The organism is Kitasatospora sp. NPDC050463 (assembly GCF_040655255.1).
Classification (GTDB): domain Bacteria; phylum Actinomycetota; class Actinomycetes; order Streptomycetales; family Streptomycetaceae; genus Kitasatospora.
The window spans coordinates 18861-38254 of the sequence record NZ_JBFAJO010000026.1; the positions used below are offsets into that span (position 1 = coordinate 18861).

General features: G+C 75.9%; 12 protein-coding genes. 2 read left to right on the forward strand and 10 right to left on the reverse strand.

Going from position 1 to position 19394, the window contains the following annotated elements:
• Window positions 1–176 precede the first annotated feature (176 nt).
• Window positions 177–899, forward strand: a complete 723-nt coding sequence (locus tag AB0J08_RS18290; protein ID WP_360634547.1) for a hypothetical protein — start codon at window positions 177–179, stop codon at window positions 897–899.
• A 112-nt stretch (window positions 900–1011) separates the two neighbouring features.
• On the opposite strand, the gene AB0J08_RS18295 is transcribed toward AB0J08_RS18290, so the two are convergent.
• The 10 genes from AB0J08_RS18295 to AB0J08_RS18340 form a co-directional block, all read right to left on the reverse strand.
• Complete coding sequence (locus AB0J08_RS18295) at window positions 1012–3309, reverse strand: lantibiotic dehydratase (RefSeq protein WP_360634550.1); 2298 nt, start codon at window positions 3307–3309, stop codon at window positions 1012–1014.
• Window positions 3310–3320: 11 nt separating this feature from the next.
• The gene (locus AB0J08_RS18300) at window positions 3321–3581 is read right to left on the reverse strand and encodes a phosphopantetheine-binding protein (protein WP_360634553.1); all 261 of its coding nucleotides are present in this window, start codon (window positions 3579–3581) and stop codon (window positions 3321–3323) included.
• A 56-nt stretch (window positions 3582–3637) separates the two neighbouring features.
• Window positions 3638–4648, reverse strand: a complete 1011-nt coding sequence (locus AB0J08_RS18305) for a pyridoxal-phosphate dependent enzyme (RefSeq protein WP_360634555.1) — start codon at window positions 4646–4648, stop codon at window positions 3638–3640.
• On the reverse strand, window positions 4645–6171 hold the full coding sequence (locus AB0J08_RS18310) for an amino acid adenylation domain-containing protein (RefSeq protein WP_360634558.1): 1527 nt from the start codon (window positions 6169–6171) through the stop codon (window positions 4645–4647). Before AB0J08_RS18310 ends, AB0J08_RS18305 begins: the two co-directional genes overlap by 4 nt.
• Window positions 6168–8504: a lantibiotic dehydratase gene (locus AB0J08_RS18315; RefSeq protein ID WP_360634561.1), complete on the reverse strand. Its 2337-nt coding sequence runs from the start codon at window positions 8502–8504 to the stop codon at window positions 6168–6170. The genes AB0J08_RS18310 and AB0J08_RS18315 overlap by 4 nt, the downstream gene beginning before the upstream one ends.
• 128 nt (window positions 8505–8632) lie before the next feature.
• Complete coding sequence (locus AB0J08_RS18320) at window positions 8633–9580, reverse strand: ornithine carbamoyltransferase (protein ID WP_360634564.1); 948 nt, start codon at window positions 9578–9580, stop codon at window positions 8633–8635.
• A gap of 118 nt (window positions 9581–9698) precedes the next feature.
• Entirely contained in the window at window positions 9699–10967 is a 1269-nt protein-coding gene (locus tag AB0J08_RS18325) for an aspartate aminotransferase family protein (RefSeq protein ID WP_360634567.1), read from the reverse strand.
• Between the two features lie 66 nt (window positions 10968–11033).
• Window positions 11034–14261, reverse strand: coding sequence for an amino acid adenylation domain-containing protein (locus tag AB0J08_RS18330; protein WP_360634570.1), 3228 nt, complete (start codon window positions 14259–14261; stop codon window positions 11034–11036).
• A gap of 254 nt (window positions 14262–14515) precedes the next feature.
• Window positions 14516–15157: a response regulator transcription factor gene (locus AB0J08_RS18335; RefSeq protein ID WP_360634574.1), complete on the reverse strand. Its 642-nt coding sequence runs from the start codon at window positions 15155–15157 to the stop codon at window positions 14516–14518.
• Window positions 15154–15777, reverse strand: a complete 624-nt coding sequence (locus AB0J08_RS18340; RefSeq protein WP_360634577.1) for a response regulator transcription factor — start codon at window positions 15775–15777, stop codon at window positions 15154–15156. Before AB0J08_RS18340 ends, AB0J08_RS18335 begins: the two co-directional genes overlap by 4 nt.
• A gap of 362 nt (window positions 15778–16139) precedes the next feature.
• Here AB0J08_RS18340 and AB0J08_RS18345 point away from each other — a divergent pair, with 362 nt between their 5' ends.
• Window positions 16140–19280: a type 2 lanthipeptide synthetase LanM family protein gene (locus AB0J08_RS18345; RefSeq protein ID WP_360634580.1), complete on the forward strand. Its 3141-nt coding sequence runs from the start codon at window positions 16140–16142 to the stop codon at window positions 19278–19280.
• Window positions 19281–19394 lie beyond the last annotated feature (114 nt).

The following is a 19394-nucleotide window of genomic DNA, read 5'->3' on the forward strand; positions in this document are numbered from 1 at the left end:
GCCGGAGCGAGCGCAGCGCGCGCCATGTGTACCGCTCCCCGAAGGATTTGACGAGCGGCAGCCGGTTGCTGATAGTCGTCGAGGCGGCCGGCCGCCCGATGCGGCGGTCCGGGCCGGGGCGGCAAGTGCCACGAGGGGAGGGCGTCGTGAACGCCGGGGGTTGGATACTACTGCTCGTGCTGGCAGTCGCGGGCACAGTGGGCTGGCAGCTCTACCGGTACCCGGGCGGCTGGAAGTACGCCTTCGGCCCCGAGCACGACGCCGCGCGTCGCGATCTTCAGACCGCCCGGGGCGCCCTGCGTGGTCTGGAACGGACCGGGCAGAAGGAACTGGCAGGCGCACGGGCCGCCGTCCGGGCTGCCACCGCCTCCCACCAGCGCCGGGTGCATGCCGCGGAACAGCACCTCGCCCACCTTCGGGATCCTGGCCGCGGGGGCTTCCGCGAGGAACTCGGTGGACTCTCCCTCTACGAGTACGTCCTCGGCGTGAAGTCCGACGAGTGGTGTGCCGATCTTCCCCTGAACGAGATTGCCGTCCGCTTCGAGGCCTCCCCGACGGCCGGCCACGTCTACCTGATCGATCCGGACGGACAGCAGCACCTGATGAGCTACCCCGTCGCCGAGGCCGGCGAGGAGCAGGTCCGCAGGTTCGTCGTCGACGTCCACAACGCCATCGCCGAGGCGAAGGCGTTCCAGCGGGAACGGGCCTCCCTCATCCCGAAGGCCGAGGCCGACCTCCGGCGCGTCCGTACCGACACCACCGAGCAGACGCAGGCCCGGCTCCATCTCGACGAGGTCACCGCCCGGCAGAGCGGCGACACCCGCATCCCGCAGGCGCGGCAGGACCTCGACGCCGCCCACGACCGCTGGCACGCGCTCACCGGGAGCCGGCCCGGCTGAACACTTTGACGTGGCACGGGCGGGCTGCCGCCCCCGGAGTGCGCACGCGACCGGGCCGGGCTCCTGGGGGAGCCCGGCCCGGGGTCGGTGGCGCTTCGGCGGTGCGGGTGGGTCAGTCGGTCACGGCGACGAGGCGTAGCTCCGAGGTGTAGTGGCGGCCCTGGTCGTCGGTGAGCCAGGCCTGTTCGGGGGTGGGGAACATCTCGGTGACGGTCAGGCGGGCGTCCGGGTCCTTGCGGGCCAGTCGGCGGGCCGCCTTGGCGAGGATGTTGACGTAGACCGGGCTGTCGAAGTCGACGAAGAACGGTCGCGGTTCGGTCGGCGAGACCACGAAGACGAAGCGGGGCAGCTCGTGGGCGCCCTGCCAGTGCCGGGCCCGGACGAACCGGCGGGGCTCGGTCTTCTCGTCCGCGAAGTCCAGCATCGAGCCGACGAAACGCCAGGTCTCCCGGGCCACCACCATGCGGTCGATGGTGATCCGGGGGGAGTGGTCGGCCTCCGGCAGGAGCCGGAAGCGGTCCATCACCAGGGTGGTCAGTACGTGCGAGAACACCTCGATCGCCGGGAACACGGCGCCGTCGGGCAGCACCACGACCAGCCGGCCGTCCCGCTGCTCCACCACGGTGTCGGCGCTCGGCGTCGTCCGTTCGCGGTACGGGTCGGCGGTGTTGTCGAGCAGGGCGACCTGGTAGTCCTGCGGGCGGACCAGCGCATGCCGGATCCGGGCGGAGAGCCGGGCCTTGTGCTCCTTCGGCAGCAGCGGCATCAGCCGCGGCGCCGGGTGGTCGCGGTCGGTCCGGTCGAACAGCTCCCGGCGGTCGGGGTGCTGGTTGACGAACAGTTCGTTGCCGACCGTATTCGAGGCCAGGTGCAGTTCGCCCAGGGCGAGTTCGAACTCGCCGCGCTCGATGGCGGCGGTGTCCTCCGCCGCGATCATCATGTCCGGGCTGATGTACCGTGCCGCGGTCCAGCCCGCGGCGGTGGCCGGCCCGAAGGCCTGCGCCACCCGGTCGGCGAGGTCCGTGCCCGCGACGGTGACCCGGCGCACGCCGTCCGAGGCCGGGAGGATCCGCTGCCAGCGGCGCTCGAACTCGGCCTGGAGCTCGGCGGCGTCGGCCCCCGCGGCGCCGTGCAGGACGGGCATGCAGGCGAACCAGAAGGTGGCGAGGTCCACCGGGCGGTCGGGGTCGGTGCCGGCGCGCAGCTTCTCGTACACCTCGGTGACGCGGCCGGTCACCCGGGCGGCCAGGGCGGCGGCGAGCCAGGCGGCGCCGTCCATCAGCAGGTCGAGCGGGGCGAGCGCCGCCAGGACGTCGCTGCCGAGCGTCACCCGGGCCGCCCGCCGGCAGTCCTGGTAGACCACGGCGCGACCGGGCGCCGTGGAGCCGCTCTTCTCGCGTTTGGCGGCCGCGTCGGTCACCCGTTGGAAGGTCTGCTCGACCTCGGTGAGGGCGGCCACCAGGCGCTCGGGGTCGTCGGCCGCGGCCCGGACGGCCTCGCCGGCGCGCTCCAGCTCGTCGAGCCGGGCGAGGGCGGCGGCGCGCACGGCCGGCTCACCGATCCGCTCCAGGCAGGCCCGGAGCCGGCGGTCGGGGCGGATGTCGGCGGGGACGTCGAGTTGCCAGGTGATCCAGCGCAGCCGGACGAGTTCGTCGAGGAGGGCGGGCACGTCGGTCTGCGGGCCGATCTCCTGCTGGACGGCGTGGGCGGAGCGGGTGCCGTCGCAGAGCCGCAGTACCCGCAGCGTCTCCGGCTCCACCGGGCGCGGCGGGCGGCCGGGGACGCGCACCGCGCCCTCCTCCAGCCGGACGAACGGCACTCGGCGGGGCGCGGTCCAGGCGCGCACCGCCGGGTCGGCGCCGATCTCGCGGGCCAGCGCGTCCATCGACCAGCTGGACCAGAAGACCTCCGAGGAGGCGATCAGCCCGCTGCCCGGGTCGACGGTGATGCCGGGCAGGGTGGTGTCGATGGTGCCCCAGCCGACCGGGCCGAAGAAGCCGATGGTGTCGTTCTTGACGCAGAACCGCTGCCAGTAGTGCGCGACGAGCTCCTCGCGCTGGCGCTGCTTGAACGTCCGGCTCTCGGTCGCGGGCGACCAGTTGAGGAACGGCCGGATCGCCGAGTCGAGCACCCCGCGGTTCTGCCAGGCGACCGCCGCACGGAACGACCCGTCGGCGGCGATCTCCTGCACGCGCGCGGCGGTCAGGGCGGCGGCCTGCGTGAACTCCTCCTCGAAGTCCTGCCAGGCGGCTCCGGAGAGCTTGTCCCGGGCCCCGAACTTGTCCGCGGCCGCGGCCAGACCCTCCGGCGCCAGCCGGAGCACCCCATCGGCCGGGAACCCCGGGCCGCGCACCGTGACCTGGTCCCACAGCCGCCAGCGGCCGCTCAGGGAGACGGATTCCTCGTGCATTCCGGTGCCCCCTAGGCCGACGCGGAAGCGAGGGACAGGTCGTCGACGACGACCTCCGCGAGCTCCGCGGGGGACGGGTAGGTGAAGACCAGGGCGACGGCGATCTCGGCACCGACCAGCTCCTGGAGCCGGTCGACGATCTGGAAGGCGGCGAGCGAGTCCCCGCCGGCCTCGAAGAAGTCACTGTCGGTGTCGAGGCTGTCGTCGCCGAGCGTCTCGCGGTAGAAGCCGGCGATCTGCCCGGCGAGTTCGGCGGTGTCGATGGTGGTCATGGTCGGTCCTTCCGAAGGGGTGGGGTGTGCGGAGAAAGGAGAAGGGGAGGGGGCGCTCAGCGCGCCGCCGCCGTGGCAGCGGCCAGGACGGCGGCGGAGTTGCCGCCGGAGACGACGACCGCGCTCCGGCCCGGCGTACCGGACCGCAGCGTGCCGGACCGCAGCGCCCCGGCGAGGGCCGCGGCGCCGCTGGGTTCGGCCGCGATGCCGGCGCGGTGCAGCAGGTCCATCGCACGCAGGACCGCCGCGTCGTCGACACCGATCAGCTCGTCGACCCGGTGCCGGACGATCGGGAGGATCAGTTCGCCGGGCCGCTGGCCGCGCAGCCCGTCCGCGACCGTGTCGCTGGGCGGGAGTTCGACCGGCCGGCCGGCGGCGACCGAGCGGGCGTAGCGCCGGGTCCGTTCGGGTTCCACGCCGATGACGCGGACCGGCCTCGGCAGGTGCGCGGCCGCGAGGCAGACGCCGGCCAGCAGGCCGCCGCCGCCGACCGGGACGAAGATCGCGTCGAGCTCGGGGGCGTCCCGGAACACCTCCAGGCCGACGGTGCCCTGTCCGGCGATCACCAGCGGGTGGTCGGAGGAGGGCACCAGCGCCGACCCGGTGCGGGCGGCGAACTCCTTGGCGTACCGGTCGCGTTCGGCGACCCCGCCGGGCACCCGCAGGACCCGGCCGCCGAGCGCCCGGATCGCCAGCTCCTTGGACTCGGCGGCGCCGGCCGCCATCACCACGGTGACCCGGATGCCGAGGGTGCGGCCGAGGGTGGCCACCGCGATGCCGTGGTTGCCGGAGGAGCCGGCGACGACCTCGTCGGCGCCGAGGGCGAGCATCGCGTTGGCCGCGCCGCGCAGCTTGAACGACCCGCTGTGCTGCAGGTGTTCGGCCTTGACGAGCAGGCCGGGTGGATCCGATGGCCCCGGCAGTCCCGGCAGCCCGGGCAGGCTGTCGCAGCGCAGCAGCGGGGTGTGCCGCACGTGCGGGGCGATCCGCTCGGCGGCGGCCAGGACGTCGGCCGGCCCGACGGGGGTGCCCGTGGCGGTCGCGAGGCGGGTGTCGGCGGCGCTCACGCGACGGCCTCCGGCACGGGCGCGCGCAGGGCGCGTCGGTCGGCCTTGCCGCTGTGCGTCACGGGGAGCCGCTCCAGCCGGGTGAATCGCCTGGGCATCATGTGCGGCGGCAGGGTCCGTGCGAGGTGGGCCCGCAGCCGGGCGTCGGTGGTGCCGTCGAGCGGGCCGGTGACGTGGGCGTCGAGCCAGGTCCGGCCCCGGTCGTCGGTCTCGGCGGTCACCACGGCGCCGGTGACGTCGGGGTGGCTGAGCAGGGCGCCCTCGATCTCGGCCGGGTCGACCCGGTGGCCGCGGACCTTGATCTGGCGGTCCGCCCGGCCGAGGTAGTCGAGGGTCCCGTCGGCGCTGCGCCGGGCGAGGTCGCCGGTCCGGTAGAGCCGGGTGCCGGGCGGGCCGTACGGGTCGGGCGGGAAGCGGTCGGCCGTCAGGCCGGGCAGTCCGCCGTAGCCGCGGGCCACTCCGGCCCCGCCGATGTGCACCTCGCCGACCTGTCCGGCCGGGACGTCACGCCCCCGCGGGTCGAGCAGCCGGACGACGGTGCCCTCGATCGGGGTTCCGACGGTGTCGGTGGAGGTGTCCGGTTCGGCGGGCACCTCGTACCGGGTGGAGGTCATGGTGCACTCGGTGGGCCCGTACTGGTTGACCAGGCGGCCGCCGATCAGGGCGCGGCCGCCGGCGGCGAGGAAGGGGCGCAGCGACTCGCCGCTGGAGCAGAGCAGGCGCAGGGTGCGCAGCCGTGCCGCGGCGCGGGGGTGCTGGGAGAGGAAGGTGAGGAAGGAGGGGGTGGTGCTGAGGACGGTGTCGACGCCGTACTCGGCGACGGTGTCGGCGAAGGCGTCGGCGCGCAGCAGGCGCGAGCGTTCGACCAGGACGACGCAGCCGCCGGCGGCGAGCGGTGCGAAGGTGTCCCGGATGGACGCGTCGTACCCGGGTGGGGCGAGTTGGAGGGTCACGGTGCCTGGGCCGAGGTCGTTGTCGCGGGCGACGGCGCGCAGGTAGGCGTTCAGGCCGCGGTGTTCGATCAGGACGGGGTTGGGTGCGCCGGTCGAGCCGGAGGTGTGGCTGACGTAGGCGAGCGAGCGCGGGTGCGGGGCGGGGTGTGTGGGGGCCGGCGGTGCTTCGGCGGGCAGCCGGTCGAGCAGGAGGGCGGGCGCGTCGACGAGCGGGGCGACGCGCTCGGCCAGGGCCGCGGTGGTGAGCAGGTGCGCCGCGCCGCCGCCGGCGGCCAGGGCGGCGAGCCGACCGTCGGGCAGTTCGGTGTCCAGGGCGAGGAACGCGCCGCCGGTCCGGACGACCGCGGCGGTCGCGACCACGGCGTCGGTGCCGGGGGGCAGTGCCAGCGCGCAGACCCGTTCCGGTCCGAGGCCGTGGGCGGCGAGGTGGGCGGCGAGCCGGTCGATCCGGGCGGCGAGTTCGCCGTAGCCGACCGGGCCGTCGGCGGTCAGCAGGGCGGGTGAGTGCGGCGCGCGGTCGGCGTGGGCGCGGATGGCGTCGACGAAGGTGTCCCCGGTGGGGGTGCTCATGCCGGCTCCTCCGTCCCGGTCGTCAGGTCGACGGCGACGAGGCGCAGTTCGGACGTGTAGCGGCGGCCCTGGTCGTCGGTGAGCCAGGCCTGTTCGGGGGTGGGGAGCATCTCGCTGATGGTCAGCCGGGCGTCCGGGTCCTTGCGGGCCAGTCGGCGGGCGGCCTTGGCGAGGATGGTGACGTAGACGGGGCTGTCGAAGTCGACGAAGAACGGCCGCGGTTCGGTCGGCGAGACCACGAAGACGAACCGGGGCAGCTCGTGGGCGTCCCGCCAGTGCCGGGCCCGGACGAACCGGCGGGCCTCGGTCTTCTCGTCCGCGAAGTCCAGGGCGGCGCCGGCGAACCGCCAGGTCTCCCGGGCCACCACGGTGGAGTCGATGGTGATCCGCGGCGAGTGGTCGCCGTCGGACCGCAGACTGAAGCGGTCCATCACGCGGTTGGTGAGCGCGTGGCAGAAGACGTCGAGCAGTTCGAAGGCCGAGCCGTCGGGCAGCACCGCCGCCAGCCGGCCGTCGCGCTCCTCGACCAGGACGTCGCCGGAGCGGACGGTGCGCGGGCGGTGCGGGTCGGCGGTGTGGTCGGAGAGGGCGACGTAGTGGTCCTGCGGCCGGGAGAGCGCCTGCCTGCTGCGGGCGGACCACTTGAGCGGCAGCTCCTTGGGCAGCATGGGGAGCAGTCGCGGGCCGGGGAAGTCGCGGGTGGTCTCGTCGAGCAGCTGCTCGCGGTCGGGGTGCTGGTGGACGAAGAGGGACTGGCCGAGGGTGTTCATCGCGACGTGCAGCTCGCCGATGACGAGCTCGAACTCGCCGCGTTCGACGGCGCCCAGGTCCTCGGCGATGATCATCAGGTCGGGGCTGATGTACCGGCTGAGCGACCAGCCCCGGCCCTCGTCCGGGAACGCCTCGTGGACCTGCTCGGCGATGTCGGCCGAGGCGAGGGTGACCCGCCGGGCGCCGGCCGGCGCGTCGATGATCCGCCGCCAGCGCTCGCGCAGGTCGGCCTGGATCCGGTCGGCGTCGGCGATCGACTCCGGGTGCGGGGCGGGCAGGCAGGCGAACCAGAGCGAGCCGAGGTCGACCGGGCCGCCGCCGCCGCGCTCGCGCAGGGCGAGGTAGGCGGCGTGGATGCGCGCGCCGACGGACTCGGCGTACCGGTTGGTCAGCCAGCGGGCGGCGGTCATGCACAGCTCCAGCGGGGCGAGCTGCTCCAGGACGGCGGTGCCCACGGTCGCGGTGGCGGACCGGCGGGTGTCGGAGTAGACCAGGGCGCGGTTGGGCGCCGTCCGGGCGCCCTTCTCGCGGACCGCCGCGACCTCGGTGATCCGGGCGAAGTCGGCCTCCAGCGCGGCGAGGGCGGCGGTCAGCTCCTCGGGGTCGGTGCCGGCCCGCTGCACCCGGTCGCGGCCCTGTTCGAGCACGGCCAGCCGGGCCAGCGCGGGTTCGCGCACGTCGGCGTCGCCGATGCGCTCCAGCATGGCCCGAAGTTCCTGCTCGGGGTAGGTGCCGGCGGGTACGTCGAGCTTCCACAGCACCAGCCGGCGGGCGGCCAGCCACTCCAGGGCGGCGGTGACCTCCTCGGCGGGCAGCGGCCGGCCCAGCTCCCGGGCGGCCAGCCCGGCGATCTCGGCCGGGGTCCGGCGGCCGTCGCAGAGCCGGAAGAGGGTGAGCGCGGGCTCGGCGGCCGGCTGCGGCGGGCGGCCGGGCAGGTGCACCGTGCCCTCGGCGGCCCGGACGAACGGCACCGGCCGGGGCGGCGTCCAGGCGCGGACCCGGGGGTCGCGGTCGATCGCCTTCGCCAGCGCGTCCATGGACCAACTGGAGAAGTACACCCGGGAGTCGGCGACCAGGCCGGTGCCGGGGTGGACCTCGACGCCGCGCCGGGCGGTGTCGAAGGTGCCCCAGCCGACCGGGCCGAAGAAGCCGATGGTGTCGTTCTTGACACAGAACCGCTGCCAGTAGTGGGCGACGAGCTCCTCGCGCTGGCGCGGCATGCTGGTGCGGCCTTCGGCGGACGGCGTCCAGTCGAGGAACGACTTGATGCCGGTGCCGAGCACCGCGCGGTTCTGCCAGGCCACCGCGGCCCGGAACGGCGCCGAGGCGGCGATCTCCTGGAGGTCCCGCGCGGTCTGCACGGCGGCGGCGGTGAAGGTCTCCTCGAACGCCTCCCAGTCCGCCGCGGCCGGGGTCTCCCCGGGGGTGAACTTGTCGGCGGCCGCGGCCAGGCCCTCCGGCGCCAGCCGGAGCACCCCGGCGGCGGGGAAGCCCGGTCCGCGGAGCGCGAAGTGCGGCCACAGGCGCCACCCACCGCCGGGCATTCGTATGGTGTCGGACATTGCTGAGCTACCTCCCTGGGAAAACGTGCGCCGGGTCGTCCGCCGGTGGCCGGCCGACCGTCAGGCCGGTGGGGCCGTCAGGCTTGTTCGACCGTCGGGCCGGTTCGGCCGTCAGGCTTGTGCGGTCGTCAGGCCTGTTCGGCCGGGATGCCGCCGAGGCACCACTCCAGGACCGCGCGGGCGCTGTGGTACTTGTTCTCGGCCTGCTGGAACGCGATGCTCGCGGGGCCGTCCAGCACGTCGGCGGTCACCTCGTCGCCGCGGTGCGCCGGCAGGTCGTGCATGAAGACCGCGCCGGGGCAGGCGGCGAGCACGGAGGCGTCCACCCGGAACGGCTCGAAGGAGCGCCGCCAGTCGGGGTCGGCCTTGGCCGTGCCGGTGGTCTGCCAGCGGGTGGTGTAGACGACGTCGGCCTCCGGCAGGTCGGCCATGTCGTGCCGCTCCTCGACCAGGGCGCCGGACTCCTTGGCGAGGGTGCGGGCGCGGTCGAGGTAGGCCGGGTCGAGCCCGTAGCCGGCCGGGGTCCGCAGGTGCAGCTCGGTGCCGGGGAAGCGGGCCAGTGCGAGGGCGAGTGCCGAGGCGGTGTTGTTGCCCTCGCCGGCGTACAGCACGCTCAGCCCCTCGATCCGCCCGAACCGGCCGAGCATGGTGGTGAGGTCGGTGAGCGCCTGGGTGGGGTGCTCGGCGGCGCTCATCGCGTTGACGACGGCCATCCGCTGCTGGGCGGCGTAGGCGCGGAGCTCCTCGGTGCTGCCCGCGGTGCGCGCCACCAGCACGTCGAGCATCCGGGAGAGGACGTCGCCGGTGTCCTCGGCGGTCTCGCCGGTGTTCTCCTGGAGGTCGTCGGGACCGTAGGTGATCAGCTTCGCGCCGAGCCGGAGCGCGCCCGCGGAGAACGCCGTCCTGGTGCGGGTGGACGTCTTGCGGAACAGCACGCCGACGACGGCGTCGGCGAGCGGCCGGGCGCTCTCGCACTCCCCGGCGGCGTACTGGGCGCCGCGGTGCGCGATCCAGCGCAGTTCGCGGTCGGTGAGGTCGTCGACGGAGACCAGGTGGCGGCGGGGCGGGCGGGGCATCGGGGGGTTCCTCCTCGGGCGGCGGGAGCCAGGCGGGTTTCAGGCGGGTGCCGGGCGGGTGGCGGGTGACAGGCGGCGGGTTCCGGGCGCCAGGCGCCGGGTGACAGGCGGTGGGCCGTCAGCCCGCGCGCAGGGCGTCGTGCAGGATGCCGAGGCCCTCGTCGAGCAGCTCGGGCCCGATGGTCAGCGGGGGCATCACCTTGAGGACCTCGTCGTACCGGCCGCAGCGCTCGACGATCAGGCCGTGGTCGAAGGCGTACCGCTGGACGCGCTCGGCCCGGTCGGGGCCGCCGGCCCGGGCGGTGTCGATGCCCAGTACCATGCCGCGGCCGCGCAGCACGAGCTCGGGGTCGAGCGCGGCGAGGTCCGCCCGGAACCGGTCGAGCCGGGCCGAGTTCTGCCGCAGGCCGGTCAGGAAGGCGTCCTGCTGCCAGAGTTCGCACGCGGCGGTGGCCGCGACGAAGGCCAGCTGGTTGCCGCGGAAGGTGCCGGTGTGCTCGCCGGGCTGCCACAGGTCGAGCTCGCGGCGGAACAGCGTGAGCGAGAGCGGCAGCCCGTAGCCGCTGAGCGACTTGGAGACGGTGACGATGTCCGGCACGATCCCGGCGTCCTCGAAGCCGAAGAAGGTGCCGGTGCGGCCGCAGCCGGACTGGATCTCGTCCAGGACCAGCAGCACGCCGTACCGCTCGGTGACCGCGCGCAGGCGGCGCAGCCACTCCCGGCCGGCCGGGTAGACGCCGCCCTCCATCTGCACCGGCTCGACGACGACCGCCGCCGGCGGCTCGGTGCCGGAGGACGGGTCGGCCCAGAGCCGCTCGATCAGGTCGATCGAGTCGAACGGGCCGAGCGGGCCGTCCTCGAAGGGCACGAAGGTCACGTCGCCGCCGGCGACCCCGCCGGCCCGGCGGGCGCGGCGGCTGCCGGTGATCTCCAGCGAGCCGCGCGACATGCCGTGGTAGCCGCCGGTGAAGGCGGTCAGCCCGGTGCGGCCGGTGGCCCGGCGGGCCAGCTTGAGGGCGGCCTCCACCGCGTCGGTGCCGGTCGGGCCGGTGAACTGCACCTTGAAGTCGAGCCCGCGCGGCTGCAGGACGACCTCGTTGAACCGGGTGAGGAACTCGCGCTTGGCGACGGTGTGCATGTCCAGGCCGTGCATCACGCCGTCGGCGGCGAGGTAGTCCAGCACGCGCTGCTTGACCGCGTCGTTGTTGTGCCCGTAGTTGAGGCTGCCGGCGCCGCAGAAGAAGTCGATGAAGGCCCGGCCGTCGTCGGTGTGCAGCAGCGCGCCCTTGGCACGCTCGAACACCACGGGGAAGGTGCGGCAGTACATCCGCACCTCGGATTCGAGCTTCTCGAAGACGGAGGTGTCGGTGGTGGTGGCGGTGGTCATGGCGCTTCCTTGGGGCGAGGAGGGCGTGGAGGGCGAGGCGGGCTGGGGGAGGAGGGTTCGGGCCGGTCAGCGGCCGGCGGGCGCGCGGTCGCCGCGCGGGCGGGCGGTCAGCCGGGGCAGCGGGCCGGCCGCGGTCAGCCGCGGGTAGGCGTCCAGGGCCGCGGCGAGGGCGGCGACGGTGGGGTGGTCGAAGAGCGCCCGCACCGGCACGTCCACGCCGAGGGCGGCCCGCAGCCGGACGGACACCCGGGTGGCGAGCAGCGAGTGCCCGCCGAGCCGGAAGAAGTCGTCGTGGGCGCCGATCCCGGTGGCGCCGAGGACCTCCTCCCAGACCGCGGCCACGGCCCGCTCCTGCGGGGTGCGCGGGGCGGCGGTGGCCGGGGCGGCCGTGCGGGGCTCCGGCACCGGCAGCGCGTGCCGGTCGACCTTGCCGCTGACCGCGGTCGGGATCGCGTCCAGCAGGACGAACGCGGCCGGGACGAGGTGGTGCGGCAGCGAGTCGAGCAGCGCGGCGCGCAGGCCCTCGGGCGTGGGCGGCCGGTCGGCGTCCTCCGCGACCAGGTACGCGGTGAGCTGCCGGCCGCCGGCGCCGTCCGGGGTCGGGTGGACGACGGCGGAGCGCACGCCGTCCAGGGCGAGCAGTGCGGCCTCGATCTCGCCCGGTTCGATCCGGTGACCGCGGATCTTCACCTGGTGGTCGCTGCGGCCGAGGATTTCGAGCGAGCCGTCCGGGCGGAGCCGGCCGAGGTCGCCGGTGGTGTAGAGCCGGCCGCCGGGTGTGGTGGCGTGCGGGTCGGGGAGGAAGGCGCCGGCGGTCTGGCCGGGCCGTCCCCGGTAGCCCCAGGCGAGCCCGTCGCCGCCGATGCAGACCTGCCCGGTGCCGCCCTCGGCCACCGGCTCCAGCCGGTCGTCGAGCACCCGGACGGTGGTGTTGTCCACCGCGGCCCAGGTCAGCACCTGCCCGTCGGCGCCGTGGCGGGCCACGCTGGTCCAGATGGTGGCCTCGGTCGGGCCGTAGAGGTCCCACACCGGGGCGCCGCCGGCGGCGAGCGTCGCGGCCAGTTCGGTGTGCAGCTTCTCGCCGCCGGAGAGCACGGTGAGGTCGGGGCCGGGCGTCCAGCCGGTGTCGGTCAGCATCCGCAGCATCGAGGGGGTGGCCTGGAGCACCTGCGGGCGGGCCTCGCCGATCAGGCGGATCAGGCGCTCCGGGTCGCGGGCCTGTTCGGTGTCGGCCAGGACCAGCCGGGCGCCGGTCAGCAGCGGCAGGCACAGCTCCAGCATCGAGGGGTCGAAGGAGGCGGTGGTCACCCCGAGGACGGTGGCGCCGGGCGGCAGCTCCAGCCGGGCGGCCATCGAGTGGAGGAAGTTGGTCAGCGCCCGGTGCGGGATCTGCACGCCCTTGGGCATGCCGGTCGAGCCGGAGGTGTGGAAGACGTAGGCGAGGTCGCCCTGGCCGGTGGTCCGGTCGAGCCGGGCCGGTTCGCCGGCCGGTTCGCCGGCGTTGGTGCCGGCGTTCGTGCCTGTCGGTTCGTCGCCGTCGAGCAGCAGGGTCGTCGCCGCGGTGTCCGCCACCCGTTCGGCCAGCGGCCCGGAGGTGACCACCACCGCGGCCCCGGTGTCCTCGACCAGGTAGCCGATCCGCTTCACCGGGTGCATCGGGTCGAGCGGGACGTAGCCGCCGCCCGCCTTGAGGACGGCGAGCAGGGCGGTGAGCAGCCCGGTGCCGCGCTCCAGCAGGACGCCGACCCGTACCCCGCGGTCGACGCCGAGGCGGCGCAGCCGGTGCGCCAGCCGGTCGGCCCGGGCGTCGAGTTCGGCGTAGCTCAGCTCGCCGTCCGAGGACCGGACGGCGGGGGCGTCCGGGGTACGGCGCGCCTGCTGCTCGAAGAGGTCGGTGACGGTGGGGGAGGGCACGGAGCGAGCGGCGCCGAGGCCCAGCGCGAGCCGGCGGCGGCGCTCGCCGGAGGGCAGCGGTGCGATCTGCGCGGTGGCGAGCGCCAGCGGCTCGTCCGGCGCGGCCAGCACGGCGCGCAGCAGCCGGACGTAGTCCTCGGTCAGCCGGGCCGCCGTCTCCGGGGCGAACAGTGCGGTGGCGTACTGCAGGCGCAGGCCCAGGCTGCCGTCGGGGCGGCCGAGCAGGTCCAGCGCCAGGTCGAACGGCGTGCCGGCGACCGGGGTGGTCACCAGTTCGACGTCCAGACCGGGCAGGGCGGGCGGCTCGGCCTGGGCGTCGAGGGTCAGGAAGGAGACCTGGAAGAGCGGGTTGCGGCTGAGGTCGCGGTCCGGGGACAGCTCGGTGACGACGCGTTCGAACGGCGTCTCGGCGTGCGAGAGGTCGGCGAGGGAGCTGCTCCGGACCCGGTCCACCAACTCGCCGAAGCTCGGCCGGCCGGACAGGTCGGCGCGCAGCACCACGGTGTTGACGAAGGGGCCGATGAGCTCCCGGGTGGCGGCCTGGCCCCGGCCGGCGACCGGGGTGCCGACGGCGAAGTCGCGTTGCCCGCTGTACCGGCCGAGTTGGGCCTGGAAGGCCGCCAGCAGCACCATGAAGCGGGTGGCCCGCCGGGACCGGGCCAGCCGGTCGGCCTGCGCCACCAGGTCGGCCGGGAGGGTGAACCGGGCCACCGCGGCGGCGCCGTCCCACTCGGCGGGCCGGGCGCGGTCGGTGGGCAGCTCCAGGGGCGGCAGGCCGGCCAGCCGGGAGCGCCAGTAGCCGAGTTGGCGGGCGAGCCGGGGGCCGGTGCTCCGCTCCTGCTGGCGGGCCGCGACGTCGGCGTACTGCGACGGGAGGTCCGGCAGGCCGTCGGGGCCGCCGGTGGTCGCCGCGCGGTAGGCCGCCGCCAGGTCGCGGGTGAAGACGTTCCAGGAGGAGAAGTCGAAGGCGATGTGGTGCACCACCACGACCAGGAGGTGGTCGTCGGCCGCCAGCCGGGCCAGGGTGGCGCGCAGCGGCGGCGCGGTCGACAGGTCGATCGGCCGGCCCAGCACCCGGTCGAGCACCGCGGCGATGCCGGCCTCGCCGGGGGCGGGCGCCTCGACGGTCTCCAGCGGGACCTCGACGGAGGGCGCCACCCGGGTCACCGGTTCGCCGTCGGCGGCCGTGTACCAGGTGCGCAGCACCTCGTGCCGCTCGACCACGGCGGCCAGCGCGGCGGCGAGGGCGGCGGCGTCGAGGCCGCCGCGCAGGCGCAGGGCCAGCGGCAGCAGATGATCCGCCGTACCGGGCCGCAGCTGGTCGAGGAACCACAGCCGCTGCTGCGAGAAGGATGTCGTCCGGACGTCACCGCGGTCCACCGGCTCACCTCCAAGGGGTAGTCGATCCGTCGCGCGCCCCGGGTGGTCGGGGCACAACCGGAGCTTGCCGGTCGGGTGCGGCGGGGGAGTAGGGAAGGAGCGGCAGCGCGGGGCGCCGCTTTTGCTGCGTCAATGTCTCTGGTCGGCGGCGGGCCGCGGCGACGCCGTGGGGCCTGCGGCGACGCCGTGGGGCCTGCGGGGCGCCGTGGGGCCTGCGCGGCGCCGTCGGGGCGGCCGACGGCGGCGGCGCCGGGTCAGATCAGCCCGGTGCGGACGGCGTGGGCCACCGCGTGCGCCCGGTTGCGGACCTGGAGCCGGGCCATCAGGTCGTAGATGACGTTCTTCACGGTGTGCTCGGAGCAGGAGAGTTCGCGGGCGATGGCCGCGTTGCCGTGCCCCTCGGCGACCAGGCCGAGTACGGCGGTCTGCCGAGCCGTCAGCGGTGAGTCGGGAGCGGGGCGGCGTGGGGCCGGGCCGCCGTCCTGCGCCGGGCCGAGCAGGCCGACCAGGACTCCGTAGGGCATCCGCCCCTCGCCGTGCCGGGCGCAGCGGACGGCGGTGAGCAGGCGTTCCGGGGTGGCCTCGGTGGACTGCAGCATGGCCACCGCCCCGGCCCGGACGGCCCGCCGGACCCCGGCGGCCGTGAAGGTGTCGGCGACCAGCAGCAGCGGGCCGCCGTCGGGTTCCGGCCAGCCGTCGAGCGCGGCGCCGGGGGTCGGTCCGGCGGCCACCCGGACGGTGGCGTCGGACCGGGCGGCCGCGAGTTCGATGCCGGCCCGGCGCAGGTTGGCGGCCACCGCTTCGCGGGCCGGTCCGCCGGCCGGACCGAGGTGGACACGCAGTCCGCCCGGCCGTCTCCCGGTCTCGGGCCTGGTCCCGAGGGCGAGGGCGCTCACAGCAGACCTGCCCGGAGCGCGTAGGCCACCGCATGGGCGCGGTTGCGGAGCCGGAACCGCTGGGTGATGTCGCGGACCACCGTGGTGACGGTCCGTGCGGAGTAGCAGAGCGCCCGGGCGATCTCGTCGGTCTCGTGGCCGTCGGCCACCAGCCGCAGGACGGCGCGCTCGCGTTCGTCCAGGCCCCAGCCGGGCCCGTGGCCCCGGGCGCCGGGGTGCGGATCGAGCTCCGTACCGTGGTCGAGGAGTCCGTCGATCAGGTCGGGCGGCACCGTGCAGTCGCCGCCGGCCACCGTGAGCACGGTCCGCGCCAGGCGGTCGGCGTTGACCTCGCGCCGGCGCAGCAGGCCGCGGGCCCCGGCGTTGATGGCGTCCGCGGCCTCGGCCGGGGACAGGTCGGCGGCGATCACGACGATGGCGGGCCGGTGCGGGCCGGTACGCGTCGCGGTCACCAGGTCGAGTTCCTGGCGGTCCACCCGGTCGACCAGGACGACGGCGACGTCGGCCTTCTCCTCGGGCTGGACCAGGGCGATGTCCGGGTTACCGGACAGGGCGCTGACGGCGCCGGCTTCGAGCACCGGGTCCAGGGCCACGACGCAAAGCGGCAGGGGGTTGCCCATGTGCACTCCTCGGTCAGCGTGGGGGTGAACCTCTCGGTGAGGAGTCTTCGGGTCCGGTGTGCGGCGCCGCATGGGGCGCGATCACCCGCTTTCCCCGCCGCGGAGGGCGGTACCCGGTCGTGCCACGGCCCCCGCCCGCGGCGTGGCCGGATCCGGCCAGTGCTCCCGGGCACCCCGGAGCCCGCTGCGCCCCAGCTCCGCGCCCCTGCGGCGGCCCTCGTGGCCGACCTCCGCCACCCGTCGGACCACCCGCTCCCGCAAAGGTGGGGCAGTGTGGGTACGGCGTCTGGGTAGTCCGCGACGAAATCTACGGGTGGTGCTCCCCTGTACGGAGGGGTCGTGCCGCTGGAAGGGTGGCGGACGTGACCACAACCACCGCCCCCCACACCTCCGGGCCGGTGCCCTCCTGGTGGGCGCCGGCGGCGACGCTGCGCGAACGGCTGTCGGCCCCGCACCCGCCGGCGACGGCGACGGCGGGCCCGACGGCCGGGGCCCGCACCCGCTCGCCGGTCGAGCGGGCCTGCGAGTCCGTCCGGCTGGCCCGGCTGGGCGTCGACGCCGGACAGGCCGCGGCGCTCGCCACCGAGGCACCGGAGCGGCTGGCCGGCCGGCTGGCCAAGCCGTCGTGGGCGGAGTTCGCGGAGCAGGCCGTCGCCGCGGCGCCGGAGCTGCCCGGCGGCGTCCCCGCCGAAGCGGCCGAGGGGGCGATGGTGTTCGCACCGCTGCTCCGCCCGCTGGTGACGGCCGCCGTCGACGAGCTGACGGAGCAGGCCCGGGCGGGCGGCGCCGAGCCGGGCGACGTGGCGGTGTTCGTCTCCGAGTACGCTCGCAACCTGGCGGAGCGCCTCGCCGGTGACGCGGCCCGGACGCTGGTGGTGGAACTCTCCGCCGCCCGGGCCGAGGGCCGCCTGGCCGGCGCCACCGGCGCCGCCCGGTTCGCCGACTTCGCCGCCCGGACGGGCACCCGGGCCGGGCTGACCGGGCTCTTCACCCGCTACCCGGTGCTCGCCCGGCTGCTGGCCGGGATGTGCCGCAACACCGCGCGGTCCGGCGCGGAGCTGCTGACCCGGCTCGCCGCCGACCGGCCCGCGCTCACCGCGGAGCTGTTCGGCGGGCGCGACCAGGGCCCGCTGACCGCCGTCGAGTTGGGTCACGGGGACTTCCACCAGCAGGGCCGGTCGGTGGCGGTGCTGCGGCTGGCCGGCGGCGCCGGCGTGGTCTACAAGCCCCGGCCGATCGGCCAGCACGCGCTGCTGGACGAGATGGCCGGCTGGCTGGACGCCAAGGCGCCGGGCCTGGGGCTGCGCACCCCGCGCTGGGTGGCCGGCGACGGTTACGGCTGGCTGGAGTACATCGACCACCGGGCCTGCCGCTCGCTGACCGAGATCGACCGGTTCCACCGGCGCCAGGGCGCGCTGCTCGCCCTGGCCTACACGCTCGAAGGCGTGGACCTGCACTGCGAGAACCTCCTGGCGCACGGCGACCAGCCGGTGGTCGTCGACGTCGAGACGCTGCTGCACCCCGTCCTGGGCGAGGGCGGCACCACCCTGCCGGACCCGGCGGCCGCGGCGCACGCCGCCTCGGTGCACCGCACCTGCCTGCTGCCCCAACTGCTGGTGGGCGAGCTCGGCGCGGTCGACGTCTCCGCCCTCGGCGCCGCACCGGGCGGGGAGTTCCCCAACACCCGGATGGTCTGGGAGGCCGCCGGTACGGACGAGATGCGCCTGGTGCGCCGACCGGCGCCGTTCACCGGCGCGCAGAACCGGCCGTACGGCACCGTCCCGGGGGCCGGCGGCGCGGACCGGTTGTCCGCGACCCTGGCCGGCTTCCGCGCCGGGTACGACGCCGTCGTCCGGCACCGGGCGGAACTGGCCGACCCGGCCGGGCTGCTGGCCACGGGTGCGGAGGCCGTCGGCCGGCTCGTGATCCGCCCGACGATGCTGTACGCCACCCTGCTGGCGGAGGCCACCCACCCGCAGCTGCTCAGCGACGGGCTCGACCGCGACGCCCTGTTCGCGGTGCTCTGGGCCGAGTCGCAGGGCGACCCGGCCCGGCAGGCCCTGATCGAGTACGAGATCGCCGACCTGTGGGACGGCGACACCCCGGTCTTCTTCCACCGGCCCGGCGCGACCGAGGTGTTCGCCTCGGACGGCAGCCCGGTGCCCGGTGTCCTGGACACCTCCGGCCTCGCGACCGCCCGGGCGAAGCTCGACGGCATGAACACCGTCGACCGCCACGACCAGGAGTGGATCATCGCGGCCACCCTGGCCACCGTCGGGCCGGACGCCGCGGGCCCCCGGCACCGGTCGGGCGGCCGCACCCGCCCCTCGCCCGCCGCCGTCCCGGAGCCGTCCGCGCTGCTCGCCGCCGCCTCCGGGATCGCCGACGAGATCGCGGGCCGTTCCGTCGAGGGGCACGGGCGGGTCAACTGGATCGGCCTGGAGGCCGTCGACGAGCACTGGACGGTGCTCCCGATGGGCGCCGGGCTGGCCCAGGGCTACAGCGGAGTTGCCCTGTTCCTGGCCCAGCTCGGGGCGCTCACCGGCTCCGCCCGGCACACCGGGCTGGCCCGGGCGGCGGTCGCCCCGCTGCCCGAACTCGTCGCCGCGATGGCCGCCGACCCGGCGCTGGGCCGGGCCGTGGGCCCCGGCGGCTTCGAGGGCCTGGGCGGCCTCTGTTACGCCCTGGCCCGGCTGGCCGGCCTGGTCGACGACGGTCTCGCCGCATGCCTGCCGGTCGCGCTGGACGCGCTGGCAGTCGCGGCGCTCGACGAGGACGCCCCGGTCGGCGTCTCGACCGGCCTGGCCGGCGCACTCGCGGCCCTGCACGCGGTGCACCGCGAGCGCGGGCTGGCGCAGGCCGCCGAACTCGCGGACCGGATCGCCGAACGGCTGCTCCGCCTGCCGCCGCCCGGCGCGCCCGGCGGCGCGGCCCCGGACCAGGCCGGCTTCGCCTTCGGGGAGGCCGGCGTCGGCTGGGCGCTCGCCCGGCACGCCCGGTTCACCGGCGGCCCGGAGGGCGAGCGGTTCGCCGCCGCCGGCCGGGCCCGGCTGACCGCCGCGCTGGCCACCGACCGGCGCACCGCCGGCTGGTGCTCCGGGACGGCCGGCACCGTGCTGGCGGCGGCCGACGCGGGCCTGTCCGCCGAGCCGGCCGACAGCCCGCTCGGGGACGCCGTCCGCCGGCTCACCGGGCAGCCGCCGGTGGCCGACCTCAGCCTCTGCCACGGCGAGTTGGGCACCGCGGAGGCGCTGGCGGCGCTCGCCGAGCGCGGCCACGGCGGCGCGCGGACCAGCCTGACCGGCCGGGCCGGGATGGTCCTCGGACAGCTCCACGACTGGGGGCCCCGCTGCGGGACGCCCGGGCAGGTGCCGACGCCCGGACTGCTCACCGGGCTGTCCGGTATCGGCTACGCCCTGCTCCGGCTGGGCTTCGCCGACACCGTGCCCGCCGTCCTGCTGCTGGACCCGGCTCCGGGCAGCGGGCGGGCCGACCGCGCCTGAACCCCGGCCCCCACCCTCCGACCCCCCGAATACAACCGAATAGAACAGAAACACCTGAAACACCTGTAGTACCTGAAACCGAATCACATGGCAGAGCACGGCAGAGAACAGCGC

Bases quoted from the DNA above. Each gene is read 5' to 3' on its own strand.
- AB0J08_RS18295 (WP_360634550.1), bottom strand. From the start codon at position 3,309: ATGCACGAGGAATCCGTCTCCCTGAGCGGCCGCTGGCGGCTGTGGGAC.
- AB0J08_RS18300 (WP_360634553.1), bottom strand. From the start codon at position 3,581: ATGACCACCATCGACACCGCCGAACTCGCCGGGCAGATCGCCGGCTTC.
- AB0J08_RS18310 (WP_360634558.1), bottom strand. From the start codon at position 6,171: ATGAGCACCCCCACCGGGGACACCTTCGTCGACGCCATCCGCGCCCAC.
- AB0J08_RS18315 (WP_360634561.1), bottom strand. From the start codon at position 8,504: ATGTCCGACACCATACGAATGCCCGGCGGTGGGTGGCGCCTGTGGCCG.
- AB0J08_RS18320 (WP_360634564.1), bottom strand. From the start codon at position 9,580: ATGCCCCGCCCGCCCCGCCGCCACCTGGTCTCCGTCGACGACCTCACC.
- AB0J08_RS18325 (WP_360634567.1), bottom strand. From the start codon at position 10,967: ATGACCACCGCCACCACCACCGACACCTCCGTCTTCGAGAAGCTCGAA.
- AB0J08_RS18340 (WP_360634577.1), bottom strand. From the start codon at position 15,777: ATGGGCAACCCCCTGCCGCTTTGCGTCGTGGCCCTGGACCCGGTGCTC.